Origin of the sequence: Streptomyces sp. SD31, from assembly GCF_052068475.1 — a bacterium.
Classification (GTDB): Bacteria; Actinomycetota; Actinomycetes; order Streptomycetales; family Streptomycetaceae; genus Streptomyces.
On the sequence record NZ_JBQHCX010000059.1, the window covers coordinates 1 to 649 of the forward strand.

Annotated in this window: 1 protein-coding gene; it reads right to left on the bottom strand. The window is 71.5% G+C overall.

Going from position 1 to position 649, the window contains the following annotated elements; genetic code table 11:
- A partial coding sequence (locus ACTMVF_RS42400) for a phosphopantetheine-binding protein (RefSeq protein WP_441276432.1) occupies nt 1-649 on the bottom strand: 649 nt, incomplete at both ends.

Sequence of the window (649 nt, forward strand, 5' to 3'; positions counted from 1 at the left end):
CCTCACCCCGCGCGGCCAGCATCTCCACAACCATGCCCGTCTGGACCTGCGACAGCGGATACGCATCCACCGCACCCGCCGGAAGCAGCGAGCGGTCCTCGTCCGAGATCAGCGCGAACGGCTCCACCGCCGCCTTCACCTCGGCAGCCGACCGCCCCCCGACCAGAGCAGCGAGAGCGGCGACCGTCCGGTGCTCGAACACCTCCCGCACCTCGACGTCGTAACCCGCGGCCCGCAGTGCACCCACCAGGCGCACCACACGAATCGAATCACCGCCGACCTCGAAGAAGCTGTCCTCGACACCGACTTCCTCCAGATCCAGAACGCCGGCCCACACCGCCGCCAGCCGCTCCTCGACCGGAGTCCGGGGCGCCACCCGCTGGCCACCGGAGTAGGCGGCCTGGTCCGGGGCGGGCAGGGCACGGTGGTCGAGCTTGCCGTTGGTGGTCAGGGGGACGGCGTCGATGGTGACGAAGGCCGCCGGGACCATGTAGTCCGGCAGCGAGACGCTCAAGTGCCCGCGCAGCTCGCCGACTTCCGCGCCCCCGGGCGTCATGCCCACGAGATAGGCGACCAGGGACTTCTCCCCGGGCTGGCTCTCGCGGGCGACGACCACGGCGTCCTTGACGGCCGGGTGCTCACGCAACCG